Source organism: Aeromonas sp. HMWF017 (genome assembly GCF_003061465.1).
In the GTDB taxonomy this organism is placed as follows: domain Bacteria; phylum Pseudomonadota; class Gammaproteobacteria; order Enterobacterales; family Aeromonadaceae; genus Aeromonas; species Aeromonas veronii.
The window spans coordinates 21856-45541 of record NZ_QAJD01000065.1 but is presented as its reverse complement, the minus strand read 5'-3'; the positions used below and the strand labels follow the sequence as shown (position 1 = coordinate 45541).

General features: G+C 60.6%; 23 protein-coding genes. 17 read left to right on the top strand and 6 right to left on the bottom strand.

Annotation, left to right across the window (positions count from 1 at the left end):
* Positions 1–306: 306 nt before the first annotated feature.
* From pntA to DBR30_RS06485, 7 genes are all read left to right on the top strand, one after another.
* Positions 307–1833: a Re/Si-specific NAD(P)(+) transhydrogenase subunit alpha gene (pntA, locus tag DBR30_RS06515; RefSeq protein WP_108542294.1), complete on the top strand. Its 1527-nt coding sequence runs from the start codon at positions 307–309 to the stop codon at positions 1831–1833.
* Positions 1834–1844: 11 nt separating this feature from the next.
* Positions 1845–3329: a Re/Si-specific NAD(P)(+) transhydrogenase subunit beta gene (gene pntB / locus DBR30_RS06510; RefSeq protein ID WP_005339759.1), complete on the top strand. Its 1485-nt coding sequence runs from the start codon at positions 1845–1847 to the stop codon at positions 3327–3329.
* Positions 3330–3427: 98 nt separating this feature from the next.
* Positions 3428–4207, top strand: a complete 780-nt coding sequence (locus DBR30_RS06505; RefSeq protein ID WP_108542295.1) for a substrate-binding periplasmic protein — start codon at positions 3428–3430, stop codon at positions 4205–4207.
* Between the two features lie 147 nt (positions 4208–4354).
* Complete coding sequence (locus DBR30_RS06500) at positions 4355–5023, top strand: helix-turn-helix transcriptional regulator (protein ID WP_108542296.1); 669 nt, start codon at positions 4355–4357, stop codon at positions 5021–5023.
* Positions 5024–5044: 21 nt separating this feature from the next.
* Complete coding sequence (locus DBR30_RS06495) at positions 5045–6346, top strand: L-cysteine desulfidase family protein (protein ID WP_181363508.1); 1302 nt, start codon at positions 5045–5047, stop codon at positions 6344–6346.
* A 133-nt stretch (positions 6347–6479) separates the two neighbouring features.
* The gene (locus DBR30_RS06490; protein ID WP_005341918.1) at positions 6480–7880 is read left to right on the top strand and encodes an L-cystine transporter; all 1401 of its coding nucleotides are present in this window, start codon (positions 6480–6482) and stop codon (positions 7878–7880) included.
* Between the two features lie 97 nt (positions 7881–7977).
* Positions 7978–9306, top strand: coding sequence for a CoA-disulfide reductase (locus DBR30_RS06485; RefSeq protein ID WP_108542298.1), 1329 nt, complete (start codon positions 7978–7980; stop codon positions 9304–9306).
* Between the two features lie 145 nt (positions 9307–9451).
* On the opposite strand, the gene DBR30_RS06480 is transcribed toward DBR30_RS06485, so the two are convergent.
* Positions 9452–10207, bottom strand: coding sequence for an outer membrane protein assembly factor BamD (locus DBR30_RS06480; protein ID WP_108542299.1), 756 nt, complete (start codon positions 10205–10207; stop codon positions 9452–9454).
* A gap of 117 nt (positions 10208–10324) precedes the next feature.
* Here DBR30_RS06480 and rluD point away from each other — a divergent pair, with 117 nt between their 5' ends.
* The 3 genes from rluD (at position 10325) to clpB (ending at position 14904) form a co-directional block, all read left to right on the top strand.
* Complete coding sequence (gene rluD / locus DBR30_RS06475) at positions 10325–11305, top strand: 23S rRNA pseudouridine(1911/1915/1917) synthase RluD (RefSeq protein ID WP_005339771.1); 981 nt, start codon at positions 10325–10327, stop codon at positions 11303–11305.
* A 112-nt stretch (positions 11306–11417) separates the two neighbouring features.
* A complete protein-coding gene (gene pgeF, locus DBR30_RS06470; protein ID WP_108542300.1) occupies positions 11418–12155 on the top strand; it encodes a peptidoglycan editing factor PgeF in 738 nt (245 codons plus the stop codon).
* A 175-nt stretch (positions 12156–12330) separates the two neighbouring features.
* On the top strand, positions 12331–14904 hold the full coding sequence (gene clpB / locus DBR30_RS06465) for an ATP-dependent chaperone ClpB (RefSeq protein ID WP_108542301.1): 2574 nt from the start codon (positions 12331–12333) through the stop codon (positions 14902–14904).
* A gap of 286 nt (positions 14905–15190) precedes the next feature.
* Here the strand turns inward: clpB and asnA are convergent, their stop codons facing one another.
* Entirely contained in the window at positions 15191–16183 is a 993-nt protein-coding gene (asnA, locus tag DBR30_RS06455) for an aspartate--ammonia ligase (RefSeq protein ID WP_108542302.1), read from the bottom strand.
* 154 nt (positions 16184–16337) lie between these two features.
* Between asnA and asnC the strand changes: the two genes are divergently transcribed.
* Complete coding sequence (asnC, locus tag DBR30_RS06450; protein WP_108542303.1) at positions 16338–16799, top strand: transcriptional regulator AsnC; 462 nt, start codon at positions 16338–16340, stop codon at positions 16797–16799.
* Positions 16800–16807: 8 nt separating this feature from the next.
* Here asnC and DBR30_RS06445 read toward each other — a convergent pair whose 3' ends face one another.
* Positions 16808–17572, bottom strand: a complete 765-nt coding sequence (locus DBR30_RS06445) for a substrate-binding periplasmic protein (RefSeq protein WP_108542304.1) — start codon at positions 17570–17572, stop codon at positions 16808–16810.
* An 87-nt stretch (positions 17573–17659) separates the two neighbouring features.
* Between DBR30_RS06445 and DBR30_RS06440 the strand changes: the two genes are divergently transcribed.
* Positions 17660–18196 (top strand): DUF2301 domain-containing membrane protein, encoded by a 537-nt coding sequence (locus DBR30_RS06440; protein WP_108542305.1) that lies wholly within the window; start codon positions 17660–17662, stop codon positions 18194–18196.
* Here the strand turns inward: DBR30_RS06440 and DBR30_RS06435 are convergent.
* Positions 18193–18597, bottom strand: coding sequence for a CBS domain-containing protein (locus DBR30_RS06435; protein WP_108542306.1), 405 nt, complete (start codon positions 18595–18597; stop codon positions 18193–18195). The two genes, DBR30_RS06440 and DBR30_RS06435, sit on opposite strands and share 4 nt — an antisense overlap.
* 163 nt (positions 18598–18760) lie before the next feature.
* Here DBR30_RS06435 and DBR30_RS06430 point away from each other — a divergent pair, with 163 nt between their 5' ends.
* The gene (locus DBR30_RS06430) at positions 18761–19465 is read left to right on the top strand and encodes an SDR family oxidoreductase (protein ID WP_108542307.1); all 705 of its coding nucleotides are present in this window, start codon (positions 18761–18763) and stop codon (positions 19463–19465) included.
* Here DBR30_RS06430 and DBR30_RS06425 read toward each other — a convergent pair.
* Complete coding sequence (locus DBR30_RS06425) at positions 19391–19966, bottom strand: 2-amino-4-hydroxy-6-hydroxymethyldihydropteridine diphosphokinase (RefSeq protein WP_108542308.1); 576 nt, start codon at positions 19964–19966, stop codon at positions 19391–19393. The two genes, DBR30_RS06430 and DBR30_RS06425, sit on opposite strands and share 75 nt — an antisense overlap.
* Before the next feature lie 124 nt (positions 19967–20090).
* Between DBR30_RS06425 and cydH the strand changes: the two genes are divergently transcribed.
* The 4 genes from cydH (at position 20091) to DBR30_RS06405 (ending at position 23488) form a co-directional block, all read left to right on the top strand.
* Positions 20091–20183 carry a cytochrome bd-I oxidase subunit CydH gene (gene cydH, locus DBR30_RS06420; RefSeq protein WP_005339800.1) on the top strand — a complete coding sequence of 31 codons (93 nt, stop codon included), beginning with the start codon at positions 20091–20093 and terminating at the stop codon, positions 20181–20183.
* Positions 20184–20286: 103 nt separating this feature from the next.
* Complete coding sequence (locus DBR30_RS06415; protein ID WP_108542318.1) at positions 20287–21687, top strand: sensor histidine kinase; 1401 nt, start codon at positions 20287–20289, stop codon at positions 21685–21687.
* Positions 21684–22211 (top strand): hypothetical protein, encoded by a 528-nt coding sequence (locus tag DBR30_RS06410; RefSeq protein WP_005356347.1) that lies wholly within the window; start codon positions 21684–21686, stop codon positions 22209–22211. Before DBR30_RS06415 ends, DBR30_RS06410 begins: the two co-directional genes overlap by 4 nt.
* The gene (locus tag DBR30_RS06405; RefSeq protein ID WP_005339807.1) at positions 22208–23488 is read left to right on the top strand and encodes a sigma 54-interacting transcriptional regulator; all 1281 of its coding nucleotides are present in this window, start codon (positions 22208–22210) and stop codon (positions 23486–23488) included. The genes DBR30_RS06410 and DBR30_RS06405 overlap by 4 nt, the downstream gene beginning before the upstream one ends.
* Before the next feature lies 1 nt (position 23489).
* On the opposite strand, the gene DBR30_RS21745 is transcribed toward DBR30_RS06405, so the two are convergent.
* Positions 23490–23686 (bottom strand): DUF1097 domain-containing protein (locus DBR30_RS21745; RefSeq protein WP_258224309.1); only part of this gene is annotated, 197 nt, incomplete at its 5' end.

Below are 23686 nucleotides of genomic sequence, written 5' to 3'. Positions count from 1 at the left end.
GGATCACTTTTTTCAGCCGTTTTTACTGGTATAAGCCTCTAATTTGGTTTGTTTTTTTTAATCGTAGCCAGGGATGGGCTGAATTCTGTACGAGTGCCGTCGGGACTGCGGTTGTAATAAAACTCCAAAATTTGATACTAATCACCTTCGCGCCTGAAAAGCGGGGGCCTGACCATGACAGGAGGTTGAGGTAAAGCCTACTGATTTTCATAACAAAGAGCCCTGGACCTGCACTTTGGTCATGTCTTGTTTCGTCAGAAGTGAGACACTGGGCAGCGATTGTTTATTAACCATCAGGGAATAGTCATGCAGATTGGAATACCGAGAGAGAGTCTCGCCGGTGAGACCCGGGTCGCAGCGACCCCGGCTACCGTCGAGCAGCTGAAAAAGCTCGGCTTCGAGGTCGCCATCGAGACCGGCGCAGGCCTGTCGGCCAGCTTCGATGATGCCGCCTTCGAGGCTGCCGGTGCCAGCGTGGTGCCGAATGTCTGGCAAGCCGACCTTATCTTCAAGGTCAATGCGCCGACCGATGCCGAGATCGCACAAATTAAAGATGGCGCCACTCTGGTGAGCTTCATCTGGCCTGCCCAGAACCCTGAGCTGGTCAAGAAGCTGTCCGAGCGCAACATCAATGTGATGGCGATGGATATGGTGCCGCGGATCTCCCGTGCCCAGTCCCTCGATGCCCTCTCCTCCATGGCCAACATCGGTGGCTATCGCGCCGTGGTTGAAGCTGCGCACCAGTTCGGTCGCTTCTTCACCGGTCAAATCACCGCAGCCGGTAAAGTGCCGCCTGCCAAGGTACTGGTGATCGGTGCCGGTGTGGCCGGTCTGGCTGCCATCGGTACTGCCGGTTCCCTCGGTGCCATCGTGCGTGCGTTCGATACCCGTCTGGAAGTGGCCGAGCAGATCGAATCCATGGGTGGGGAATTCCTCAAGCTGGACTTCGGTGGCGAAGACGGTGCATCCAGCGATGGTTACGCCAAAGTCATGTCCGATGAGTTCATCAAGGCCGAGATGGAGCTGTTCGCCCAGCAGGCCAAAGAGGTGGATATCATCATCACCACCGCCCTGATCCCGGGCAAGCCAGCTCCCAAGCTGATCACCAAAGAGATGGTCGACAGCATGAAGCCGGGCTCCGTCATCGTGGACATGGCCGCTCAGGCTGGCGGCAACTGTGAATACACAGTGCCGGGTGAGCTGCATGTCACCGACAACGGCGTCAAGGTGATTGGTTACACCGATCTGCCAGGTCGTCTGCCTGCCCAATCCTCCCAGCTCTACGGTACCAACCTGGTCAACCTGATGAAGCTGATGTGCAAGGAGAAGGACGGCAACGTCGCCATCGACTTCGAAGACGCGGTTCAGCGCAACATGACGGTGATCCAGGCCGGTGAAGTGACCTTCCCGCCGCCCGCCATCTCCGTCTCTGCTGCCCCGCAGAAACCGGCCGCCGCCAAACCGGCCGCCAAGAAAGAAGAGGCCAAGCCCTCCAACAAGAAGTTCGTGTTCGGTGCCATCGGTATCGCCGCCTTCGGCTGGATCGCCTCCGTTGCCCCGGCAGCCTTCCTCTCCCACTTCACCGTATTCATCCTGGCCTGTGTGGTCGGTTACTACGTGGTGTGGAACGTATCGCACGCCCTGCATACGCCGCTGATGTCGGTCACCAATGCCATCTCCGGCATTATCGTGGTCGGTGCCCTGCTGCAGATCGGGCAAGGGTCGACCCTGGTCACCGCGCTGGCGTTCGTCGCCGTGCTGATTGCCAGTATCAACATCTTCGGCGGCTTCACCGTCACTCAGCGCATGCTGAAGATGTTCCGTAAGGATTAAGGGGGTTTAACGTGTCTCAAGGACTGGTAACAGCATCCTATATCGTTGCCGCCGTGCTCTTCATCCTCAGTCTCGCGGGACTGTCGAAGCAAGAAACGGCCAAGCATGGCAACCTGTTCGGTATCGCGGGTATGGCTATCGCCCTGCTCGCCACCGTATTCAACCCGGAGACCAGTGGTGTTCACTGGATCATCCTGGCCATGGTGATCGGCGGTGCCATCGGCGTGCGTCTGGCACTCAAGGTCGAAATGACCGAGATGCCCGAGCTGGTGGCCGTGCTGCACAGCTTCGTGGGTATGGCGGCAGTACTGGTGGGCTTCAACAGCTTCATCGATCTGCACCCCTCTGCCCCTGCTGAGGTGGTCGTCTCCGTCGGTTCCAACCTGGATGCCACCCTGGCAGCCGCCCGTGCGGCGTTCGAGCAGGCCAACAGCGTCGCCCAGGTCGAGCACCTGACCGGCGCCATGCTGAACATCCACTTGGTAGAGATCTTCCTTGGCGTCTTCATCGGTGCCGTAACCTTTACCGGTTCCGTGGTTGCCTTCGGCAAACTGCGTGGTCTCATCTCCTCCAAGCCACTGATGCTGCCGCACCGCCACAAGCTGAACCTGCTGGCCGTGGTCGCTTCTCTGGCGCTGATGGTCTACTTCGTCAACGCGGGCGGCTCTACCTTCGCCCTGCTGGTGATGACCTTGATCGCCTTCGCCTTCGGCTGGCATCTGGTTGCCTCCATCGGTGGCGCAGACATGCCGGTGGTGGTCTCCATGCTGAACTCCTACTCCGGTTGGGCGGCGGCAGCGGCGGGCTTCATGCTCTCCAACGACCTGCTGATCGTCACCGGTGCCCTGGTGGGTTCCTCCGGTGCGATCCTCTCTTACATCATGTGCAAGGCGATGAACCGCTCCTTCATCTCCGTGATCGCCGGTGGCTTCGGCTCCGATGGCGTGGCCTCCACGGCTGATCAGGAGATGGGCGAATACCGCGAAACCAGCGCCGAGGAAGTGGCTGACCTGCTGAAGAACTCCAGCTCCGTCATCATCACCCCGGGCTACGGTATGGCGGTGGCGCAGGCCCAGTATCCGGTGGCTGAAATCACCCAGAAGCTGCGTGATCGTGGCGTCAAGGTGCGTTTCGGTATCCACCCGGTTGCCGGTCGTCTGCCTGGCCACATGAACGTGCTGCTGGCGGAAGCGAAAGTCCCGTATGACATCGTGCTTGAAATGGACGAGATCAACGACGACTTCGCCGATACCGATACCGTGCTGGTGATTGGTGCCAACGACACCGTTAACCCGGCCGCGATGGAAGATCCGGGCAGCCCGATCGCCGGTATGCCGGTGCTGGAAGTATGGAAAGCGCAGAACGTCATCGGCTTCAAGCGCTCCATGAACACTGGCTACGCCGGTGTCCAGAACCCGCTGTTCTTCAAGGAAAATACCCAGATGCTGTTTGGCGATGCCAAGGCCAGCGTCGAGGCAATCCTGAAAGCACTGTAAGTGCCATTCAGAGAGTGAATATCAAGGAGGCTTCGGCCTCCTTTTTTATTGCTCATCCCTTGTATATCTTCAATCCATACGGACCATGAGGGATCTCCATGATGTGGTGTCAGGGTTGGCGAAGGATCGGGTTGTACGGCTGGCTGCTGGCCTCCCTGTTTGGTGCTGGTTCGGCCGTGGCGACGAACGAGCCGCCGACTCTGACGCTGCTGACCGAGCTGTGGCCCCCATATGTGATGCGTGGTGACAATGGCGAGCTGGCCGGCGCCGATCTCGATCTGGCTTGTACCGTGTTGCGCCAGATGGGTTATCGCACTGAAATCAGGGTGCTGCCCTGGAAGCGGGTTCTGCAGCAGGCCCGTCTCAGGCAGGGGGATGCGGTGCTCGATGTCTTCTTTGAACCTTCCCGCCAGCACTGGCTCCACTACCCCGAAGAGCCGCTCTCTTACAGCGGTGAAGTGCTCTTCTATCCGACGGCTCGCCCGGTGGATTTCAAGCAGCTCTCCGACCTCAAGGGTCTGCGGATAGGTATTCAGGAAGATTATGCCTACAGCCCCGATTTTCTGACCGATCCCGGGGTGCTCCGTATGCCGATGACGGGGGAGGGGAATGCCATCAAACAGCTGCATCTGATGATGGCCGGTCGGCTGGACGGGGTGGTGCTCAACGAGCGGGTCGGTCGCTACTTGCTGCACACTCAGGGGTTGCAGGATCAGGTGAACCACGGCTCGCGCCTGCTGACCGACGACAACCGCAACTTCCTCGCGTTTACCCACAAGCCCGGCCACGACCAGCTGGCTATCCGCTTCTCCTCTGCCCTCAAGGCGTTCAAACAGACTCCCGCCTACAAGCAGCTGCTGGCCCGCTATCACCTCTGAGTTGCCGCCCTGCTGTGCGCTGCTTCACAATTTGTCGCACTTTGTTAAAAGGTGGGCATAATGGCGAACAAAAAGGGGATGCCGCTCAACATTAGTTGATCTTGTTGATAGTAGAATCAACTGAGGTTTACTCAAAGTTACTCATATATGTCCACAGCAGCCACCACTGACCAGATCAATTCGTTAACGGATGAAGAACGTCATCTGATCGCCAGTTTCGAGCCTGCGGTCGAGGCGCTGGCCGCACTGTTTGGCGCAGGGTGCGAGGTGGTGTTGCATGCGTTCGATACGCTGGATGCATCGGTCATCAAGATTGCCAATGGCCATGTTACCGGTCGTCGGGAGGGGGCGCCGGTCACCGACTTTGCCCTCAACCGCTTGCAGGGGGAGGCGGGCAGCCAGTGGAGCAGCTACTTCAGCCGTACCCGCGACGGAGCGCTGATGAAGTCCTCCTCCATCACTATCAGCAACCGGCAGGGCAAGCCCATCGGCATGCTCTGCGTGAACTTCAGTCTGGATACCTCCCTTGGCAGCCTGCTCGATACCTTTGCGCTGCCAGCGGCACCGGCGCCGCTCAACAACGAGACCTTTGCCAGCTCGGTGGACGATCTGGTGACTCAGGTGATTGAGAAGGTGGAGCGGGACGATTCGCTCTCCTGCACGGTGCGCAACAAGGAGATAGTGACCCGGCTCTTCGACATGGGGATCTTCGAGATCAAGGAGGCGACCCAGCTGGTTGCCCGGATGCTTGGCATCTCCCGTCATACTGTTTATCTGCATATCCGTAATCACAAAGCGGATCTGAACAAGCAATAACTGCCTGCGGGCACCCTGAACATGAGAAACACTGCGATGAAAGCACAATGGACCGACTTTATTACCCTGCTCAAGCGTGAAGTGGTGCCGGCCCTGGGCTGTACCGAGCCGATGTCGGTGGCGCTGGCAGCGGCCAACTGCCGCAAGTTGCTGGGGGAGACCCCGACCCGCATCAGCGTCTGGGTCAGTGGCAATCTGTTCAAGAACGGCATGGGCGTCGGGGTGCCGGGCACCGGCATGATCGGTCTGCCGGTGGCTGCTGCGGTCGGCATCACAGGGGGCAACCCGGATGCCGGGCTGGAGGTGCTCAAGACCCTCACACCAGAACAGGTGGACGCGGCCAAGACGTTGTTGCCGGTGATCAAGGTGGATGTGAAGGATGTGCCGGACGTGCTCTATGCCGAGGTGCTGGCCGAAGTTGAAGGGCACAGTGCCCGGGTGGTGATCTGTACCGACCACACCCGCATCATCCTGATGGAGAAGGATGGCGAGGTGCTGATGGAGCAGGCCAGTGCCCCCGGCGTGCAGATCCAGCCAGCCAAATCCGCCAAACCGGCCATGACCCTGCGGGAGATCGTCGATTTTGCATTGGAAGTACCGCTGGCGAAGATCGACTTTATCCGCGAGGCTGCCACCATGAATCAGGCGCTGGCGGACGAAGGGTTGCAGGGTTACGGCCTGCAGATTGGCAAGATCCTCACCGAACAGGTGGAGCGCAAGCTGCTCTCCGATGACCTGATGACGCTGGCGATGCGCCTCTCCTCCGCTGCCTCCGATGCGCGGATGGATGGTGCCATGCTGCCCGCCATGTCCAACTCCGGTTCCGGCAATCAGGGAATTGCCGCCACCATGCCGGTGGTTGCGGCTGCCCGCTTCCTCAAGGCGAGCGACGAGCAGCTGACCCGGGCACTGGTGATGAGCCATCTGGTGGCCATCTACATCAAGACCTATCAGAACAAGCTGTCGGCCCTCTGTGCCGCCAGTACCGCCGCCATGGGTGCCGGTGCCGCCATCACCTGGCTGCTGGGCGGCCAGTATCAGCAGATCAGCCACTGCATCAACAACATGATTGGCGATGTCTCCGGCATCATCTGCGACGGCGCGGGCAGCGCCTGCTCCATGAAGGTCTCCACCTCCACCTCGGCGGCGGTAAAGTCCTCGCTGATGGCCATCAACAACCTGCATGTCCCCCAGAGCGAGGGGATCGTCTCCGATGATGTGGACCAGACCATCGCCAATCTGGGACGACTCTCCAAAGAGGGGATGCTGGATACCGACATCGAAATCATCAATATCATGCGAGCGAAACAGCAGAAGCAGTGAATCTGTGACAAGGGGGCGATAGACCCCCTTGTTCTTGTCACGATGGCGCAGACCGTCTGACACGGTTGCCAGGGCAAGCATGGCGCTTGCTCTTGTTTCTCGGGCGCAAGCCCGCTTTTTGGGGAGTCATACCATGACATTTAGCGTTATCGGCAATCTGGCCATTGCCGCCATCTTGCTGTTCTTTCTCTACCGGTTACAGGAAAAACATGTGAGCTTCACCCGCCGGGTATTTGCCGGTCTGGGGCTCGGTATTCTGTTCGGCGCCGCGTTGCAACTGCTTTACGGTGCAGGTTCGCCCGTCATTGTTCAGACCATCGACTATCTGGATATCGTGGGTAGCGGCTATGTGAAGCTGCTGCAGATGATCATCATCCCGCTCATCATGGTCTCCATCATCAGCGCTATCTTGAAGCTCAATGGTGGCACCGCGCTGGGCAAGATCAGCGCCATGACCATAGGCGTGCTGATCTTCACCACCGCCATCGCCGCCGGGGCGGGCATCCTGATGTCCAACCTGTTTGGCCTGACCGCTGAAGGGCTCACCTCCGGGGCCGCCGAGAGCGCCCGGGGCGCCGCGCTGCAGACCACCCTCGGCAGCGTCGAGAGCATGTCTTTCGCCAAGATGATGCTGGAGTTCATTCCCGCCAACCCCTTCCTCGACATGACCGGGGCGCGCAAGACCTCCACCATCGCCGTGGTGATCTTCTCCATCTTCATCGGCCTCTCCGCCACCGGCATCGCCCGCAAGAAGCCGGAGATCTTCGCCAGCTTCAGCCACTTCGTGGCCGTGGCTCATGCCATCGTGATGCGAATGGTGACTCTGGTGCTGCGCCTGACCCCGTTCGGCGTGCTGGCGCTGATGACCAAGGTGGTCTCCGGCTCCAACTACGCGGATATTCTCAACCTGCTCAGCTTTGTGATGGCCTCTTACGGCGCCATCGCCATCATGTTTGTCGTGCACCTGCTACTGGTGAGCATGGTCGGCATCAACCCGCTGCGCTTCCTCAAGAAGATCACGCCGGTGCTGGCGTTTGCCTTCACCTCGCGCACCAGTGCGGGCTCCATCCCGATGAACGTGCAGACCCAGACCAAGTCGCTGGGTATTCCCGAGGGGATCGCCAACTTCGCCGCCTCCTTTGGTTCCACCATCGGCCAGAACGGCTGTGCCGGTATCTATCCGGCCATGCTGGCCGTGATGATTGCCCCGACCGTCGGGGTTAACCCGATGGATCCCGGTTTTATCATGACCCTGATCGCCATCATCACCGTCAGCTCCTTCGGGGTGGCCGGGATTGGCGGCGGCGCCACCTTTGCCGCGCTGATCGTGCTCTCCGCGCTGGACTTCCCGGTGGCGCTGGCCGGTCTGCTCATCTCCATCGAGCCGCTGATCGACATGGGCCGTACCGCGCTCAACGTCTCCGGCTCCATCACCGCAGGGACGGTCACCAGCCGCCTGATGGGCGAGACCGACATGCATGTGTTCAACAGCGATCACGAAGTGAGTCTGGACGGCGAAGAGTCCACCGTCTGATTTGCGTCGGTTGATCTGCCTGTGGAAAGGGGTGACCCTTTCCCGTCATAGACCGCAGGGAGGGCATGCCCTCCCTGCGCCATTGAGAGGAAAAACTATGAGAATTCTGATCATCGGTGGCGAAGCTGCCGGTATGAGCGCGGCGGCCAAGGCACGCCGTCTGGCCAAAGATGCCGACATCGTGGTGTATGAGGCCTCCGAAGTGATCTCCTTCGGCGCCTGCGGCCTGCCTTACTTCGTCGGTGACGAGTTTCAGGAGCCCGGCTACATGGCCGAGTTCACCCCGGAGCAGTTCGCTGCCAAGGGGATCGAGGTCAAGATTGGCCATCGGGTGCTGAGCGTTGACGCAACTGCCCAGACTCTGCAGGTGGAGCACAACGGCGACACCTTCACCGACCATTACGATCGGTTGATGATCGCCACCGGTGCCCGCGAAGTGATGCCCCCCATCCCCGGTTTGCAGCAGCAAGGGGTATTCGGTCTGCGCCGGATGGCCGATGGGCTGGCGCTGAAGGCGGCGGTGCAAGACAAGCGTAATCGTCGCGCCGTGGTGATCGGCTCCGGCTTTATCGGGCTGGAGGTGGTCGAGGCGCTGGTGCATCAGGGCAAAGAGGTGCGTCTCATCGAGCTGGCGGATCGGGTCATCCCCGATGCGTTTGATGGCGAGATCACCCAACACATAGAAACCGAACTGCGCGAGCAGGGCGTCTCTATCCATCTGGGTGAGCGAGTTGAAGCGCTGCTGGGGGATGGCCGGGTGACCGGCGTGCGAACCAGCCAGGGCGAGTACGAGGCCGATATCGTGGTGGTCTGCACCGGGGTCAAGCCCAACACCGAGTTTCTGACCGATACCGGCATCGAGCGACTCGGCAACGGCGCCATCAAGGTGGATCGGCAGGGACGCAGCTCGCTGGCCAATGTCTGGTCGGCCGGTGACTGTGCCAGCGTCTGGCACAGCGTGAAGCAGCAGCAGGTCTATGTGCCGCTCGCCACCATCGCCAACAAGCTGGGCCGCATGGTGGGTGAGAACCTGGCCGGGGCCGAGCAGACGTTCCCGGGCACTCTCGGCTCCGCGGCACTCAAGGTGCTGGGACTGGAGGCGGGCCGTACCGGTCTCTCCGAGCAGGAAGCCAAGGCGATGGGTATCGACTATCGCACCGTGGTGATCAAGGACAAGTGCCACACCAACTACTGCCCGGGCCAGTCCGACATCCACGTCAAACTGGTCTATGAGGCGGGCAGCAAGCGGCTGCTGGGTGGCCAGATCCTCGGTCGCAAGGGGGCGGTACACCGCATCGACGCGCTGGCGGTCGCCATCACCATGGGAGTGACCACCGAGCAGCTCGGCATGCTGGACTTTGCCTACGCGCCGCCCTTCTCCCGCACCTGGGATGCCCTGAACGTGGCGGGCAACGTCGCGAAGTAAAAGCTGTGATGACGGCGCAGGGAGGGCGCCGTCACGCGGCCCCTGCTCTGCAGAGCCCCTGCGGGTAATATCAGGAGCTAAATTGCAGCGATAAAAAAACCGATGCCAAGGCATCGGTTTTTTGTTACCGGTTGATCCGTATCACTCAGCTACGGCCGAGGCGGTTCTCCGGGAAGTTCTTGGCCAGCACTTCGCGGGCATGCTTGGCCAGCTGCGGCATCTTCAGCGTGTCGTAAGACTCGACCATGATCTCCAGCGCTTTCTCGGTTTCGGCTGTGTCGGGATAGGTCTCGACAAGCAGCTTGGCCCGGTTGGCGGCTGCGACCAGTGCATCACGCTTCACGTAATACTCGGCCACGCTCAGGTCATATCTGGCCAGACGATTCTTCAGACCAATCATGCGGGCGCGGGCATCGGCAGCATAGACACTGTTGGGGTAGTTCTGCAGCAGGGTCTTGAAGTCCTGGAATGCCTGACGGGCATAAGCCGGGTCTTTGTCGTCCCGATCGATACCGAACAGGCTCTGGAAGAAGTTGTAATCCGCTGCCATGTTGGTCAGGCCGCGCATATAGAAGACGTAATCGATATTTTTATGCGCCGGATTGAGGCGGATAAAACGGTCGATATTGGCGATCGCCTGAGCGGTATCATCCTGCTTGTAGTAGGCATAGATGAGGTCAAGCTGCACCTGGTTGGAGTAGGCGCCGAACGGGTAGCGAGAGTCCAAAGCCTCCAGCAATTCAGTGGCTTGCACGTAGTTGCCCACATCCAGTTTGAGGCGTGCTTTCTGGTACAGGGTCTCCGGCGGTTCGTCGGGTACCTTGGGTTTGGTGCTGGAACAGCCTGTGATCAAGGTAGCGACCAAGGCGAGCGACATCAGCAGGTGAGACTTCTTTCCCATCAACAACATCCGGTCCATTTCCACGAAATTGGCAAAGTATCCGTTATGCTTGGCTAAAAGAAAAGCTAGAATACCCGGATTATTTCGAATTGATACCCCCCGCTCAAGAGACCATACATGAGCCAGCATATTGAACTGACAGGCGAATTCCAGGATCACCAATTCGGGCAGCGACTCGACCAGGCCCTGGCCGAATTGTTTCCAGACTACTCCCGCACCCGCATCAAGGAGTGGATTTTACAGGACAGAGTGACCCTGGACGGTCAGGTTGCCAACACCCCGCGCGAGAAGATTCTGGCCGGGCAGCAGGTGCATGTGAATGTCGAGCTGGAAGATGATACTCGCTGGGATGCCCAGGATATCGAGCTCAACATCGTTTATGAAGATGAACACATTCTGGTGATCGACAAACCGGCCGGTCTGGTGGTTCACCCGGGCGCAGGCACGCCGGATGGCACCATCCTCAACGCCCTGCTGCACCGCTACCCCGGCATTGCCGAGGTACCTCGCGCCGGTATCGTGCACCGTCTGGATAAAGACACCACAGGTTTGATGGTGGTTGCCAAAACCGTACCCGCCCAGACCCATCTGGTGGAAGCGCTGCAGGCGCGCCAGATCACCCGTGAGTACGAAGCGATCGCCATCGGTCACATGACCGCCGGCGGCACCGTTGATGCGCCCATCGGCCGTCACCCGACCCAGCGTACCCACATGGCCGTGGTGCCCAATGGCCGTCCTTCCGTGACCCACTACCGGGTGCACGAGAAGTTCCGTGGCCATACCCGTCTGCGTCTGCGTCTGGAAACCGGTCGTACCCACCAGATCCGTGTCCACATGGCCCACATCAAGCACCCGCTGGTGGGCGATCCCGCTTACGGTGGCCGTCTGCGCCCGCTGCGCAACGCGACCCCCGAGCTGACCCAGGCACTGCGTAACTTCAACCGTCAAGCGCTGCATGCCACCATGCTGCAACTGGCTCACCCCATCACGGGGGAAGTGATGCAGTGGCACTCAGCTACACCGCAAGACATGGTGGAGCTGATGGAAGTGCTGCGCGCGGATACTCTCGCCAATCCGGATGATTTAGTCTGGAACTGATGCGATAGGGCCTGCTGCGTCGGTTTCTGGCGTCATCCGGCCCGAACAGATGCCAAACGGGGTTCCCTTGCTGGAGCCCCGTTTTTATATCGGTGAATTGAAGGAGTCACAGATGAAATGGATCGAACCCGACTGGCCAGCCCCGGCGTGTGTCAGGGCGTTGTCGACCACCCGGGATGGCGGCGTCAGTGAAGGGGTCTTTGCCGGCCTCAATCTGGGTGCTCACGTGGGGGATGAACCGGCTCGCGTCGAGGCAAATCGTGCCCGCTTGCAGCAGGCCGCCGAAATCCCTGGCACCCTCAACTGGCTCAATCAGGTGCACGGCACCGTCGTTCATCCGGTCAGCAGCCATTATGAGCAAGCGCCGGATGCCGATGCCGCCTGCGCCCATGAGGTGGATCAGGCCTGTATCGTGATGACCGCCGACTGTCTGCCGGTGCTGTTTTGCGATCGGGCCGGCACAGTGGTGGCCGCCGCTCATGCCGGTTGGCGCGGACTGAAAGATGGCGTGCTGGAGGCAAGCATCGCCGCCATGGGTTGCGAGGCGGGCGAGATCCTGGCCTGGCTGGGCCCGGCCATCGGCCCCACTGCGTTTGAAGTGGGTGGCGAGGTGCGCGAGGCCTTTATGGCCGAGCAGGCCGAGGCTGCTGCTGCCTTCATCCCTTCGCCCAATGAGGGGAAATGGCTGGCGGATATCTACCAGCTGGCCCGGCTGCGCCTTGCCCGCGCCGGCGTCACAGCCATCTATGGTGGCGAATACTGCACCTTCAGCGACAGCGAGCAGTTCTACTCTTATCGTCGCAACGGCCAGACCGGCCGGATGGCCTCCATCATCTGGTTGGCGTCCTGATGAAGCTCCCCGCCCTGCATCTGGCAAGGGTGGGGATCCTGCTCTCGCCCCCCTCTTGCAGAAAAAATAACCAGCACCGCCCCTTGAAATAGCCCGTACGGGCCTCATCTTTCATCTCAGAAAGTTATGTTGTTTGCCGTGCAAGCGGCGTCTGCCTGTTTGAAGGGGGAGTGCAATGCGCCTCGATCGCCTTACCAGCAAATTCCAGATTGCTATTTCCGATGCCCAGTCTTTGGCACTGGGTCGTGACCACCAATTCATCGAACCCGTTCACCTGATGACCGCACTGGTCAATCAGGATGGCGGCTCCATCCGTCCGTTGCTCACTCTGACCGGGATGGATATCAATGCCCTGCGCTCCCGCCTCGGCGAGGAGCTGGATCGCCTGCCGCGCGTCAGCGGTGTGGAAGGGGATGTGCAGCTCTCCAACGGCCTCGGCCGGCTGCTCAACGTCTGCGACAAACTGGCCCAGCAGCGCAAGGACCAGTTCATCTCCTCTGAACTGTTCGTGCTGGCGGCCCTCGACGAGAAGGGGACGCTGGGCGAGCTGCTGCGCGCTCAGGGGCTGACCAAAGAGAAACTCGAAGCGGCCATCGACAAGGTGCGTGGCGGCAAGAAGGTGGAGGATGCCAACGCCGAGGAGAACCGTCAGGCGCTGGAGAAGTACACCATCGATCTGACCGAGCGGGCCGAACTCGGCAAGCTCGACCCGGTGATCGGCCGGGATGACGAGATCCGCCGCACCATTCAGGTGCTGCAACGCCGTACCAAGAACAACCCCGTGCTGATCGGTGCTCCCGGTGTCGGCAAAACCGCCATCGTCGAGGGGCTGGCCCAGCGCATCATCAACGGCGAGGTGCCGGAAGGGCTCAAGAACAAGCGGGTGCTGTCGCTGGACATGGGGGCGCTGGTGGCCGGTGCCAAATATCGCGGCGAGTTCGAGGAGCGGCTCAAAGCCGTGCTGAACGATCTCGCCAAGGAGGAGGGCAACGTCATCCTCTTTATCGACGAGCTGCACACCATGGTCGGTGCCGGCAAGGGCGAAGGGGCGATGGACGCGGGCAACATGCTGAAACCTGCGCTGGCCCGTGGCGACCTGCACTGCGTCGGCGCCACCACCCTGGATGAGTACCGTCAGTACATCGAAAAAGATGCCGCGCTGGAGCGTCGCTTCCAGAAGGTGCTGGTGGAAGAGCCGAGCGTGGAGGACACCATCGCCATTCTGCGCGGCCTGAAAGAGCGTTACGAGCTGCACCACCATGTGCAGATCACCGACCCCGCCATCGTGGCGGCGGCCCAGCTGTCACACCGCTATATCGCGGATCGCCAGCTGCCGGACAAGGCCATCGACCTGATTGACGAGGCGGCAGCCAGCATCCGGCTGCAGATCGACTCCAAGCCGGAGGCGCTCGATCGTCTCGAGCGGCGCATCATCCAGCTCAAGCTGGAGCAGCAGGCGCTGATGAAGGAGGACGACGACGCCAGCCGCAAACGGCTGGAGCTGATCAATCAGGAGATTGGCGAAAAAGATCGGGAATACAACGAGCTGGACGAGGTGTGGAAGGCCGAGAAGGCCGCCCTTGCCGGCACCCAGCATATCAAGGCGGCCCTCGAGCAGGCCCGTCAGGATCTCGATGTGGCGCGCCGCGCAGGCGACTTGGGCCGGATGTCCGAGCTGCAATATGGCCGCATTCCGGAGCTGGAGAAACAGCTGGATCTCGCCACTCAGGCCGAGATGCAGGAGACCAGTCTGCTGCGCAACCGCGTCACCGATGTGGAGATCGCAGACGTCCTGGCCCGCTGGACCGGCATTCCGGTCGCCCGCATGCTGGAAGGGGAGCGCGACAAGCTGCTGCGGATGGAAGATCAGCTGCACAGCCGGGTGATTGGTCAGGAGGAGGCGGTCGATGCGGTCTCCAACGCCATTCGCCGCTCCCGTGCTGGTCTCTCAGATCCGAATCGCCCCATCGGCTCTTTCCTGTTCCTGGGGCCCACCGGGGTGGGCAAGACCGAGCTGTGCAAGGCGCTGGCGGAGTTCCTGTTCGATACCCAGGATGCCATGGTGCGGATCGATATGTCCGAGTTCATGGAGAAACACAGCGTGGCCCGTCTGGTGGGGGCGCCTCCCGGATACGTGGGTTATGAAGAGGGCGGTTATCTGACCGAGGCGGTACGCCGTCGTCCCTACTCGGTGATCCTGCTGGACGAGGTGGAGAAGGCTCATCCGGATGTGTTCAACATCCTGTTGCAGGTGCTTGATGATGGTCGCCTGACCGATGGTCAGGGTCGGACCGTCGATTTCCGCAACTCGGTGGTGATCATGACCTCCAACCTCGGGTCGGACCTGATTCAGGAGCACCACTCCGAGAAGGATTACGACGAGATGAAGGCCATGCTGATGGATGTGCTGACCCGCAGTTTCCGACCGGAGTTTATCAACCGGATCGACGAGACCGTGGTGTTCCATCCGCTTGGCGAAGATCACATCAAGTCCATCGCCCGCATCCAGCTCAAGAGCCTGATGGGGCGACTGGAGGCTCAGGGTTACGAGGTGGAGGTGAGCGAAGCGCTGCTCGAGAAGCTGGTTCACGCCGGGTTCGACCCCGTCTACGGGGCGCGGCCTCTCAAACGGGCGATCCAGCAAAAGGTGGAGAACCCGCTGGCGCAGGCGCTGCTCTCCGGCCGCATCGTCCCTGGCAAGAAACTGCTGCTGGGAGCCGACAGCAACGGCCTCACCATGACCCAGTAACTAGTCTCGTATCTATGTTTGCAACGCCAGCCTTTGGGCTGGCGTTGTCATATCTGGTGGCGGGGATTCGGAAGAAAAAAAACGGCAATCCGAAGATTGCCGGGAGGAATGTAGTGACGCGACCTGACGTGGGTTGAGCGGGTCGCAGGGGCAAGCCCCCTATTGCGAAGCTCGGCCATTGCTGGCCTCGCTTCTTACAGCCTGCCGGGGATGCGCTCGCTCAACCCCGATGGCCACCTGCCTGTTGCCATGCCGGCTGCGATAGCGCCGGCATGGCCTTCATTCGTTACAGCATGCCTTGCACGGCAGCTTTCATCTCGGCTGGCCACACACCAACCTGTACCTGACCGATATGCTCTTTTTGCAGCAGCAGCATGGCCAGACGGGATTGGCCGATGCCGCCGCCGATGGTCTGCGGCATCCGTGCGGCCAGCAGATCCTGATGCCAGTCGTACTGCAGGCGATCCTCGTCGCCTGTGATAGCCAGCTGGCGGCGCAGCGCCTCGGCATCGACCCGGATCCCCATGGAGGAGATCTCGAAGCTGTCTTGCAGCACCGGGTTCCACACCAGAATGTCACCGTTCAGACCCGCCAGACCCAGCTCGCTGTGGCTGCTCCAGTCGTCGTAGTCCGGGGCGCGGACATCGTGACGCTCACCGTGGGAGAGGGCACCGCCGATGCCGATCAGGAACACGGCACCCAGCTCTTTGGCGATGGCGCGCTCGCGCCCCTTGGCATCGAGATCCGGGTAGCGGGCCAGCAGCTCTTCGCTGTGCAGGAACTGGATCTCCGCCGGCAGGAAGGGGGTCAGTTCATGCTCGGCACAGACCGCGCGCTCGGTGGCCTTGATAGCGGCCCAGATACCGCACACGGTTTCCTGCAGATAGGCCAGATCGCGGCGCTCGCTCGGCATCACCTTCTCCCAGTCCCACTGATCCACGTAGACGGAGTGGATGGGGGTGAGCTTGTCTTCATCCGGACGCAGCGCCTTCATGTGGGTGTAGATCCCTTCACCCGGGCCGAAGCCGAAGCGACCCAGAGTCTGGCGCTTCCATTTGGCCAGTGAATGGACCACTTCGTAGCTGTGATCCGGCAGAGTTTTTACTTTAACCTGCACTGCATTCTCGTGACCAGAGAGGTTGTCTTGAGTGCCATCACCGACCCGGCTCAGAATGGGGGCTTGCACCTCCATCAGACCCAGTTGCTGGGCGAGTTGGCGGGAGAACATCTCTTTGACGAAGCTGATCTGCTGTTGGCTGCGAATGTAGTACTGTTTCATGCTGAATTCCTGTTTCAAACCCCGTTGGATGTGGTGATTCTTCAACAAACCGTCATCCAAATTCAATATTCGATAATAGAAATAGGCTTTGTGTATTTTTTTCTTCAAAATAAGCCGTTTTTTAATGATGTATCGCTAACGGGAGTGCAAAAAAATGCTGGAAAATTACCGGATCGATAATCTCGATCAGGCCATCCTCACCGCCCTGATGGAGAATGCGCGCATTCCCTATGCCGAGCTTGCCAAACAACTGCTGGTCAGCCCGGGCACCATCCATGTGCGGGTGGAAAAGATGAAACAGGCGGGGATCATCGAGGGGACACGGGTGCAGGTTAACGCGAAGAAGCTAGGCTATGACGTCTGCTGCTTTATCGGTATCAATCTGAAAAGTGCCAAGGATTACCCCTCGGCGCTGGCCAAGTTGCAGGCGCTGGACGAGGTGGTGGAGGCTTACTACACCACGGGTCACTACAGCATCTTCATGAAGGTGATGACCCGCTCCATCGACGAGCTGCAGATAGTGCTGATCAACAAGATCCAGACCATCGACGAGATCCAGTCCACTGAAACCCTGATCTCGCTGCAAAACCCTATCCTGCGGGATGTGAAACCCTGACCCCTTGATCAGGGTTCGATATAGGGGATGCCGTACTTGTCGTAGAGGGCCTTGAGCCGGCCGTCGCGTTTCATGCGCAGCAGCTCGGCGTCGTAGGCCGCAATCTGGGCCGGGGTATTCTGGTCGGCGCGTGCGCGGGCCCAGGTGTTGAAGTAGGGGCTGCTCTTGAGCGGTTTGGGCAGGTAATCGATCTTTCCCGTCAGCCTCTCTTCCTTGATCTGGGTGAAGGCGGTGACCAGCGGCATCGGCACGGTATCGATCCGTCCGGCCAGCAGTTTGCGCAGTTGCAGCTGGTTCATGGTGATCTCCTGAAACTGATAGGCCGGGTCGGTCATCGCCACCGCCAGTTCAGGGGTGTAGGAGAAATCCTTGGTCACGCCGATGCGCCAGGGTTTGAGATCGGCCAGCGTTTCGTAGCGGATCTTCAGCAGGTCGGTCTTGCGCACGAAGAAGTGCCAGCTGTGGCGAAGATGGGCCTGTTGGGGATAGATGAGATAACTCTCCCGCTCCGCCTTGTAGGAGTGGGTCATCACCAGATCGCAGGCGCCGGTTTCGGCATTGCGGGTGAGGCGGGCACCGGAGTCGGCCAGCTCGATCCGAAAGGGCGTCTCCAGCTTGTCGAATATGGCGGTGACGATATCGATATCGAGTCCGCGGGGTTTCTGATCGGCATCGAGATACTTGAGCGGGGGCTCCATGGTGCCGCAGATCACCAGCTCTTTGGCGGGCAATCCGAGTGGAAACAGCAAACAAAACAGGGGGATCACACGCAAACTACGTCTCCTGAGCCCGTTTGAAGATATTCCAAGACCTGATTCCAGTATATTGGATGGCACCTGATCCGTTAGAAGCGACTGTTTATGGCAAATCCTGAAATCGAGAGCCCGCTGGACGGGATCGACAAGTTGACCGTCTCGCTCTACCGCCTTGGCTTGAGTGCGGCAGCATTGTTGCTGCTTTGCCGCGGTGCGGCGCTGCTGAGCGGGATGGCACTGCTCCCGTCGGCACAATGGTTGATGTCGCTGGCAGTGGCAAGCGCAATCTGCGGCTTCTCGCTGCATATCTACGACAAGCGGATTCGCCTGATTCTGCAGGGGGTTGGTTGGGGCGCACTGGCCCTGGCTGCGGTGGGGGCACCGGATGCGCTGGTGCTGGGCGCGGCCTTGGCGACCCTATCCGGGCTGGCGTTCAAGGAGCAGTTTTGCTTCGCTATTCCCGGCATCAAGCTGGTGCCCGTATTGCTGCCGGCGTTATGGCTGCTGGAGTGGTTGCGGGTGGAGTGGGCCGCCGCACTGGTGGCGCTGGTATGCGGGGCCCTGTTGACCTTGCTGGCGCTGGCCAAGTGGCGGATGCCCCTGCACTTCGATATCGGTGACAAGAGGCGTTACCAGATTTAGGTCTGCTGGCACACCTTCATCTGCTGGTTGAGGGCCTGCATCAGCTGACGGCGGCTGATGATGCCGATTACCTTGCCGTGTTGCAGCACCGGGTAGATCTTGGGCTTAGCATCGGCCATCTGGCGAGCCAGATCCAGAATGCTCTCATCCGGCCCGACCGAGAGGGGCGAACGGTTCATCAGATCCTCCACCCGGGTGCGGGTATCGCAGTGGTAGCTGCCGGTGAGCAGGCTGGGGATGCAATCTTGTTCGGAAAGAAAGCCGATCAGCCGTTTCTGCTCATCCAGCACCGGCAGGCCGCCAAGACCCGATTGATGCAGGCGATCCAGCGCCTCGGCCAGGCCGAGTCCGGCAGTGAGGGTGTGGGTCAGGCGACCCATGTGGTGGTGTACTTTCAGCATGGTGGTGACTCCGCAAGAGGGGGGATGCCGCCACTATGACGCGGGCGGGTAGCTCGCGACCAATGGCTTGTGCCGCAGGGATTGATAGGCACAAGCCATCGGCGGTGATCCGCTGGCAGGCGGGCTTCGTTCATGGAAGACCATGAAAGGGAAAGGAGATCGTATGCGTGCATTGGTTACGGGCTGTGGCCGTCGACTCGGATTTTATCTCTGTGAACAGCTGGTGGCAGCGGGCTGGCAGGTGACGGGCAGTTATCGCAGCGAGCGGCCGGAACTGGCCACGTTGGCTGCATTGGGGGTCGAACTGGTACAGGCGGATTTTGGTCGGGAAGAGGACGTTGGCAAGCTGATCGATGTGCTGGTGGCCCATCAGGATCTGGCGCTGATGATCCACAACGCTTCGGCCTTCGAGCCGCAGGCAACTGATCCGGCGGCGCAACTGGCCCAGTTCGAGCAGTTCTACCGGGTACACATGGCGGCCCCCTTCCAGCTAAACCAGGCGTTGGCCCCCCGGCTGGCCAGCAATCCCAACGCCAGCATCATTCACATCACCGATATCTATATCCATGCCCCGGCCCCCCGTTTTGCCAGCTATGTGGCCACCAAGGCGGGAGCCCATTCGCTGGCCATGAGCTTTGCCCGGGAGCTGGCGCCTGCGGTGCGGGTCAACACCATAGAGCCGGGGCCGATCCTGTTTCTCGATGAACATGACGAGAGCTGGCGCCAGCAGGTGTTGGCGAAAACACCGCTGGCGCGGGAGGGAGGGCTTGAGCCCATCTGGCAGGCGGTGCAGTTACTGATGGGGAACAGTTATATGACGGGGGCCAGCATCAAGGTGGATGGCGGGCGCGCGCTGGCCACCCTCTGAGGGGTTGCCGAGCATCTGCGGCCCCAGCCCGACCTGCCGGGTCAGCAAGCCCTTGCCGGGTTTGAGCTTGCCCGACGGGGCAGGGAGCGTCACTTGCAGCGCCACCTTGGGGTCATGCACCTCGCCATGGCCATAGAGCTCGGCCAGCAGCTCCGCGAGATAGGAATCGACCTCTGCCGAGGCAAAGTCACCGCTCCTGTTGCTGGCCAGAATATCGATGTCGAGCGGCCGATCGTGCACCTTGCAGAGCGGATCGCTGCGATCCCGGCCGTGAGCTACCTCGAGGGCGACAAAGTGCTGCTTGAGGCGGGTGGCATCGAGCGGGCTCTCCACCACCAGCAGGCAGTTGAGAAAGTCGTGGCTGGAGTGCATTCCCACCGGCTTGGTGCGGATCACCGAACTCAGCCGCAGGGGGCCGACGTTCACAAACAGCTCGGCCAGCGCGCGGCTGACATGGATATGCGGGTCAATATTGGAACCAATGCTACACAGATAGAACATGCTCACCTTCCCGGGGTTGGGCTCATCTGAAATGTATACGCAGCTCACGGTTATCGGATTAACTATGGCTTAACATTGTCTTATCTATTGTGATCCGGCACTGATTGGCAGAAAGGAGGTTTGCATGAGTGTGGAGCTGAAATGGGCGCTGTTGACCGCCTCGGGCGCGCTGGCGATGATCATGATTATCTGTCTGGCCTCTGTCGCGTTGGCGTGAATCACCACAATCCAGATAATACAAACCGGCCTGTTGGCCGGTTTTGTTTTTCGGGGCGGTGCGGCTATGCTGGCGCACCGGTGAGAATGCAAGAGAAGAGATGATGACCAAGGTTCGCCCACGCTCCCTGCTGCAGGTGGTATTGATGGGATTTGTGCTGGTATTGATGCCGCTGGGCGGCATGATCTGGCACAACAGCACCTCACTTGCCCACCTCAGTCAGCTCACCAGCGACGAGATGGAGCGGGCGGTCAAGGATACCCGCCGCGCCACCCTGCTGACGGCGCAAGCCATCGATATCGAACGCACCTTGCGCCGTTTCGCGGTGCTGGGGGATCGCCGCAGTCTCACCAGCTACCAGCAGCAACTCGATGGTTATCGGGTGTTGTTGGCGGAACACCGCAACTCCATCACCGATGGCCAGCTCTACAGCGGGCTCGATCAGGGGCTGGCCTGGCTCGACAGCCTGCAGGATGCCGCGTTGGCCCGGGCGGCGGTAGCGGGAGACAAGCTCGAGCAGTTCAACGATGCCAACAAGCAGCTCGAAATAGTCACCCGCAGCCGGGTTGACGAACACATGGATCGGGTGCAGCTCACCATCGCCGGACTGACCAGCGAGCTCTGGTGGGTGAGTGGAGCGGTGGCGGCGCTCAGCCTGCTGATGGTCTTTATCTTCACCTACCTCATCATCCACCCGGTACGACAGATTGAGTCGCGCATCTTGAGTCTGGGGGCCGGGGTCGAACCCGATCCCAAGCCGGTTGACGGCCCTGCCGAGCTGGTGTTGCTGGGGGAGCGGATCGTCTGGCTGCACGACAAACTCAAAGAACTGGAGCTGCAGAAATACCAGTTCCTGCGCCATGTTTCCCACGAACTCAAGACCCCGTTGGCGGTGCTGCGGGAGGGGACGGATCTGCTCTGCGAGCAGCTGGTCGGGCCTTTGACGCCCGATCAGCTGGAGATCTGTCAGATGCTCGACGAGAACAGTCGGCGTTTGCAGACCCTGATCGAGCGGCTGCTCGACTTCAACCGGCTCAGTCAGCAGGAGGCCTTCGAACTGGAGCCCGTCCCCCTGCTGCCGATGTTGTCGGAACTTTCTGCCGAGTACCGGCTGGCATTGGAGTCCAAGCAGATCCGTGTACACTTGCCGACCGTGCCGGTTACCCTGTGGGCGGAGCCCTACCGGCTACGGCTGATCCTCGATAACCTCTTCTCCAACGCCGTCAGTTACGGCGCCAGCGGGGGCAATATCTGGATCAGAGCAGGGCAGGATGAACAGACAAGCTGGCTGGAAGTCGCCAACGAGGGGCCCAAGATCCCCGTGGCCGATCAGCAACGCATTTTTGAACCCTTCGAGCAGGGCAGCACAGTGCGGCAAGGTCTCTTGAAAGGCTCGGGCATGGGCCTCTCCATCGCCCGCGAGTCTGCCAACAGCCTGGGGGGGGAACTGGTTCTGGTAGAGGATGAACAGGCGGATGTCTGTTTCAGGTTGACGTTGAAATGAGGACTATGAAGATACAACGCGTATTTCCAGCTCTGATGGCAGGGCTGCTCGCGGGTTGCTCCTTGCTGCCGCAACAGGCAGAGCGGGAGTCCTCCGATATCGCTTTTGCCAAGCGGATGGAGTTTGCCAACAAGGAGATGCAGGTGCGTCTGCAATACTCTGACTGGCTGCTGGCCAGTCACCCCCAACAACGGGTGCAGGAGCGTCAGCGTCTGAAAGGGGCCGACGATCTGGAGAGCCGGGTCAGTCTGGCGATGGTGGACTCCCACCCCGCTGAATCCGTGGCCAATCGCACCGCCGGTCTGGCGCGCCTGAAGCAGATGCTGCCCGAGCTGGGTCTCGATGCGCAGGCCTTTTTACGTAGCTGGATCGCCCTCGGCGAGCAGCTGCTGGCCCGCGACAGCCGTCGCGATGACCAGAGTCAGGAGATCCAGCGGCTGCGCCGCCAGATCGAGCAGCTGACCGCCATCGACGACCAGCTCAACCAGCGCAAGCTGAACGAGAATCGTGAGGTAATACCATGAGCCGGATCCTGTTGGTGGATGACGACGTCAGCCTGCTCAAACTGATGAGCATGCGGCTGCGTAGTCAGGGTTATGAAGTGGATACCGCCGACAGTGCGGAAGGGGCCCTCGACCGGTTGCGTCAGCAACGGGCCGATCTGGTGCTGAGCGATCTGCGGATGGCCGGCATGGACGGTCTGGCGCTGTTCGAGCGGATCCAGGCCCAGTGGCTGGGTTTGCCGGTGATCATCATGACCGCCCACGGCACCATCCCGGACGCCATTCAGGCGACCCGCTCCGGGGTCTTCAGCTTCCTGACCAAACCCATCAACAAGGATGAGCTGTTCGCCACCATCGAACATGCGCTGAGCCTGACGCGGCCGAAACAGCAGCAGGAGTGGCAGTCGCTGATCCTGACCCGCAATCCCCAGCTGGAGCAGCTGCTGATCCAGGCTCACAGCATTGCCACCATGGAGGTGCCGGTGCTGATCATGGGACCGTCAGGCTCCGGAAAGGGGGCGATGGCGCAGGCGCTGCATCAGGCCAGCCAGCGGCGCGACAAGCCGCTCCATACCATCAACTGCGCCGCCATTCCGTGGGCGTCACTCGACTTGCAGCTGTTTGGTGAAGATGGCCAGTCCGGGCTGTTCGAGCAGGCCAAGGGGGCGACCCTGTTTCTCGACGAGATTGGCAGCCTCTCCGAATCTCTGCAGGCCAAGCTTCTGCAGGTGATGGAGGAGTATGGTCAGGGTACGCCGGAGGTGCGGGTGCTCAGCTCCAGCCATCAGGATCTGGTCAAGGCGATGGAGGAGGGGCGCTTTCGGGAAGATCTCTTCTATCGTCTCAACGTTGCCAATATCACCTTGCCGTCTCTCAGTGCCCGCAGTGAGGATATCCCCCTGCTGGCCCGACAGGCGCTCGATGACTACCGTAGCCGCCACAGCGACTGCGCCGCCATGGGATTTTCGCCCGAGTCGCTGGCGATGCTGGCGGCCGCTGCCTGGCCCGGTAACGTGCGCCAGCTCTGCAACGTGGTGGAGCAGCTCGCCAGCCTCTGTTGCAGCCCGGTGATCGGGGTCTCCATGGTGGAGTCCGCCCTGAGCGGTGGCGGCGGCGGCATCCCCTCGTTCAACGAGGCGCGGGCCGAATTCGAGAAGGAGTATCTGATCCGTTTGCTGCGCACCACCGAGGGCAACGTGACCCTGGCGGCCAACATGGCGGGCAGAAACCGTACCGATTTTTACAAGTTATTGAATCGGCACGGTATCGAAGCTGCAAACTTCAAATCGAAGGGATAAATCAGGCGGGATCAACCACCGCCGGAGCGGCATCGGCTTTCTGGGTTTTATGGGAGAGCCAGAGGCCGCTCGCCTTCATCAGGTAACCGAACAAGGCGCCAATGATGAGGGAGGGCAGGATCAGCCGCCACTCGCCAGCCGCCCCGAAGGTGGCACAGCAACCGGCAAAGGTGCCGGGAATGTAGCCGAGCCACTGCT